The organism is Vibrio sp. 10N.247.310.17 (assembly GCF_041466605.1).
In the GTDB taxonomy this organism is placed as follows: Bacteria; Pseudomonadota; Gammaproteobacteria; order Enterobacterales; family Vibrionaceae; genus Vibrio; species Vibrio tasmaniensis_A.
This window is the reverse complement of the sequence record NZ_JBFSTC010000166.1, coordinates 1-4696: the sequence shown is the minus strand read 5'-3', so window position 1 is coordinate 4696 and position 4696 is coordinate 1. Positions and strand designations below refer to the sequence as shown.

The 4696-nt window shown below is 39.8% G+C and carries 5 protein-coding genes and 2 pseudogenes; 5 read left to right on the top strand and 2 right to left on the bottom strand.

Translation table 11 applies throughout. The annotated features are described in order from the left end of the window. The first annotated feature begins 158 nt into the window (after positions 1-158). The 4 genes and pseudogenes from AB6D80_RS24200 (at position 159) to exsE2 (ending at position 1915) form a co-directional block, all read left to right on the top strand. Entirely contained in the window at positions 159-593 is a 435-nt protein-coding gene (locus AB6D80_RS24200; RefSeq protein ID WP_017098094.1) for a CesT family type III secretion system chaperone, read from the top strand. 254 nt (positions 594-847) lie between these two features. After that, positions 848-967 (top strand): annotated as a pseudogene (locus tag AB6D80_RS24195) (ISAs1 family transposase); the annotation flags it as partial. 203 nt (positions 968-1170) lie between these two features. Then, positions 1171-1617, top strand: a complete 447-nt coding sequence (locus AB6D80_RS24190) for a type III secretion system chaperone (protein ID WP_017098095.1) — start codon at positions 1171-1173, stop codon at positions 1615-1617. A 7-nt stretch (positions 1618-1624) separates the two neighbouring features. Next, positions 1625-1915, top strand: a complete 291-nt coding sequence (gene exsE2 / locus AB6D80_RS24185; protein WP_017101889.1) for a T3SS regulon translocated regulator ExsE2 — start codon at positions 1625-1627, stop codon at positions 1913-1915. Between the two features lie 598 nt (positions 1916-2513). Here exsE2 and AB6D80_RS24180 read toward each other — a convergent pair. After that, entirely contained in the window at positions 2514-3710 is a 1197-nt protein-coding gene (locus AB6D80_RS24180; RefSeq protein WP_017098097.1) for a hypothetical protein, read from the bottom strand. A gap of 6 nt (positions 3711-3716) precedes the next feature. Next, entirely contained in the window at positions 3717-4151 is a 435-nt protein-coding gene (locus AB6D80_RS24175; RefSeq protein ID WP_017098098.1) for a CesT family type III secretion system chaperone, read from the bottom strand. Between the two features lie 379 nt (positions 4152-4530). Here AB6D80_RS24175 and AB6D80_RS24170 point away from each other — a divergent pair. Further along, a pseudogene (locus tag AB6D80_RS24170) lies at positions 4531-4696 on the top strand (transposase); the annotation flags it as partial.

Genomic DNA, 4696 nt, shown 5'->3' with positions numbered 1-4696 from the left:
AGCTCACTGGGTTAGGTATGCCTGAAACTTGCCGTATTGACTAAGAAACGCACGATATGGGGCTGCTCTGTCTCTAAACTGAATTACGCAACAAAGCCGTTATTAAACTCACTTTTTGGTCTACTGACACGCCTTTTTACAGTAAATAAGTAAACAATATGAGTCAGCAATATATAAAAGTAGTTGAAATGCTTTGCCAAGAGCTCGGTCTAGAGGCAGCAAACACTGAAACGAATAATGTGACAAGCATTAAAGTAGGAGAGCAAGAGTGCCACATTACCGAACACCCAAGTGGACGTTTGATGATGTTAAGTAATTTAGGTGAACTCAACAAAAACAATGCTCAGGTTTTGCTTGAAATGAATATGTTTAGCCAAGATGAGAAAAAACCAGTTGTTGGCTTTGATAATAAAAGTAATAACCTCATTCTTTGGAATCATCAGCCTATCGTTCAAGCCGATCGGTACACGGTATATCAACAATTGGAATTGCTCAGCCAATACTATGAACAAATAACCTCTCTAGCTAACAATATAGAATCAAAATCTATCGACAAAGAATCACATTTTTACCCTACAACTTTTCGCGTTTAATTGTATTAACCTAATAAACTGCAGGGAGCTGAAATACTATTACAGCTAGCGGTCTGCTCTCAACTTGCTTCACACGCAAGTTGATTACAGTATTCCCTAGTCACATCGGGATGCTTGGTTCAGGAAGAGCTACTTGGTTTGAAGGCGAGGCAACAATTCTTGCTCCATTGGTACTACATCAAGAATTATTAACAAAGTATGTAAACAAAGACAACTAGCCCTTTGAGAGTGTGTCACTGAATCAGTTTCATCATCAACGTTTTGTTCAGGACTGATTTAGGAAATCCGAAAGGGACTTATCAGTACCAAGGAAGATGAATAAAGCTGCATGGAATAAAGATTACAGAGCCTCCGTTCTGTTTACATCAGATTAACAAAGTACATTCGTGCCCTTATTGAGACCATAAAAGGAATAGAATCACGCTTAAGAAGCGCGAATGCCGAAGAACTGCGTATTTTGGTAATTGCGATCTGACTGAACCTTACGTAATATATAAAAAATATCAACCAATAATAATATAAAAAACACCTGTTTAACCTATAATAACTATTAACATTTAATGAAAGGACTGTTTTTATGTCAGTACGCCAAATTGTAGATGAGGTTCTGATAGAGTTTTCTCGTCGAGTAGGCTTGCCTGAATTACATTTGACTGAAGACGAACTGGGGTTAGCTTTTGACGATAAGTTAAGAGTGCATTTAATTTTTCACTCTAAAATAGAAACACTTCAACTAGAAGTAGAGATTGTTGACCTACAAATTGTTAATTCTGATCTTTATCGTTCTTTTTTGTCATTCAACTATCACTGGTCTGAACATCAACTATTTTTTAGTCTAGATAATCACAGGCACAAGCTGTGTTTAAACAGGTTGCTTCGTGCCGAAAAACTCGACTATGAGCTGTTTGAGAGTGGACTTGCTGAACTGCTCACACAGAGCGAATCTTGGGAGTCCTTGTTGTCTGCTCATGTCGTAACAGAAGTTTCACCGTCTATGCTTCAGAGCTCAGACTTAAGAGTTTAGGTACCTTATGTCCAACGACATCAAACCAAAAATAAATGATATATATTTCAATAACTTAGAGAACAAAGGACAACCTCCCCTCGCAACGCAAGGCACCTTTCTGGGGCGAACCGTTGTACAGACTAGTCCTGGAGAGCGAGAGGCGAATCGAGCCAACTCCAAACTGGAGTTAAGTGAGTTGTTGTCGATGCATGCGAATGTGGAAATTTATAACTCAATCTTAAGCTTCGAAAAAGACCCTCATTCTGTACAAGCCTTATTGAATAGAAAAATCCAAGTGATCCGTCAGTCTCAATAAAAACGACCATAAATCGAAATCGGCCCTAGTTTTGAGCCTTGTGTAACTATCCTCAACTTGTGCGTTGTAATGACACAGAGTTAAAGCGGTACTAATAGCTGTAGCACACAATACACGCTGTTTCAGATAGTGGACACTTGTGATAGTCAAATTTTTGCTTCCCGTTTTTTTGAGCCGTGAAGCTTAGATTCAGCACTACTTAGACGCCTATCTTTGTAGGGGAAAGGTAATCCTCATTGTTTACATGCGTTGCCGGAGGAGAATAACTCCATCTATAAAGCCGTTTAAAAAACTTCTTACTCTCATCACCTTCTAATATTGTTTAAAATCAATGCATACATAGATATAATGACGATTTATGCCATAACTAAAGCTGTTTTACGATAAATGCGACGTTGTTGTTTAATTCAGTTAAGAAAAAGAGTTATTTTAACACACTTCTATCGATTTGACCTTCAAACTTAAATTGCAGACACCACCTTAGTTGGTGGTATCTGCGTTAGTTATTATATGTTCAGAAAATCAACTATTAGACGCTCGCCTCTCATTTGCCCTACAACACCAGACTACATAAAAATTTGCGTTTTTATATTTATTTCTACTTCAAAACTTCCGCAATATCCGCTGTACCGTTTAAGTAAATAATTGGCACTCCAAGTTTTTGGGCTAGGGGCTCAGCATGCTGCTTGAATAACTCGTACTTATCATTTTTGGATAACAACGTTTCTCCTTTCCAATCGGCTAAATCTTGGTGAGAGGCTGTTGGGGCGCTGTCGTTGAGGAAAAACCCTGCTATTTCCACCTTCTCGGTTGCCTTCTGCCCCTCGTGGAGATTTACACCTCCAGACGTACAGATAAGAATTTCATTGCGCATCCCATAGGTTTTCTTCAGGACTTCACTTGGAGTGTTGGTATGCCTTTGATGTCGCGGTAATTCCTTTTTTGCTAGTAACCCTGTACGTTCATAGTCAGGCATTGCCTCATAGCGGGTCTTTGTAGCGTTCTTATCTGAGACGTTGACAAGATCTTCAGTCCGATCAAGAAGACCAATGTTGGTTTCCGACATCAGATCGTTTGGACTAGCGGCAATAACATTTTGTTCCGGAACTTTCAGAATTACACCAACGGAGCCATAAGTGAAAGTCTTGCTCTGGTTTACGATACTAGTGCATGCTACATCCCAGGAGGTTAGCGCACTTTCTGCATCAATACTAAAAACGCCCTTCCCTTCCATCAAGTGAGTTATTGGTGCGGTGTGGACAATAAACTGAAAATCTTGTTTTGACTGGTGCCCACGCACTCCCATTTCACCACTTACTACTGTAGGATCTGTAAAACCTCCACTATCCCACGAGCGCACAAAGTTTTCCTGAACTGCTGGGTTATCGGCTTTTTGGTGTAACGCTGCGGTCAGCTTTTTAGCATCTGAGGATGAAGCTCCTTGACCATGTAATGCTTTGATGAAACCTTCTTTCATCCGGCTTATCAAGCCCCCCTTGTTCTGTCTGATTACATGCATATCTCGAATTTCGAACTGTCGTCCGTCATCAAGAGTAAAACCTCCCTTCGCTTGTTCTTTGTTCATTGCTGTCATTGCTGTCATTGCTTCATCCATACTTATCGTGATAGCAGTTTTTTCTCCTGTGGTGGGTTGTTTCAGTGTAGGTCCTGTTGGCGCGATATCCTGCAGTAGTTTAGCTTTGTCAGGCTGAACCTTTAGTTCATATGGACTCTTGGTATGAGTTGAAGTGTTTGTGACATTAGTCGTTTGAACTGGATTCAATCCAATAGGCATGAATATTTATCCTTTTATAAGCTGTTGAGAATAAGGCATGGTTACTTCATTTATCGGTTCTGATACCGAACTAAATTGAGTTCTAAGAGTACTCATAAGCACAATGAAGTTGTTCATCGTGTTCTCAAAGTCGATTTCATCGCAATCAACTAAGCTAAGCTCATGAATGAGAAGCAGTTTATTTTGATGCGTCGCTAACCAACAACGTTTCATCGTATCCTGTTGTCCGTTCAGTACCATACTGCTGCGGAGTATATACAATTCATCCTTCATAGAAATATCCGTTATCTCACCATGAAGTAGAAGCTCCTGTCCATCTTCAGAGAGTTGGACCAGGAGGGAATGAGCCTCGTCTACCCGCATATGGCACCGACGGTCAATTAGAGTTAGCTGCTCGTTGATATTTCTCAGCCAGTATTTGACATTACTTTCTCTGTCCATTTTATCCTGTTCAATTTGTCATGGTTTTACCACTTAGATTAACGTGCAACAAAAAAACGGCAATCATATGTAGCCGTTATTTTTTATGTTTCTACGGGAACAGTTTCGATGGTCTCCGTAAAATGGTCGAAAATAGCATTTTCGCCCTCAAATTACATCATCTTAATTATGTTTATCTAATTGAATTTTGTATACTTTTTTAAAGTTTTGGTAAATGATTATAATTTGCTTAGCCAGCCAAAAGCGAGACCCAATTCCATAGGCATTGGAACGTAAATGAGTTGGTTAAGTGGTAAGATTAGCTTTGTTTCGCAATTCAGTGGAACTAAATTAAGAATCTACGACCTGAGCAGCTACCACCACTCTCTCTCGTAGCCCTATGCCTAAACCTCGTTATAAAACAACCAACTGGAAGCAAAATACAATCAATAACTCATTAACCGCGGCTCTTTGACCTTTTGGATTGATGAAGAAGCGACAAGTGGCTGGACGCAAAGCAAACAGAATAAGCGCGGGAGGCCACGTCGGTTCAGTGATTTAGCTAT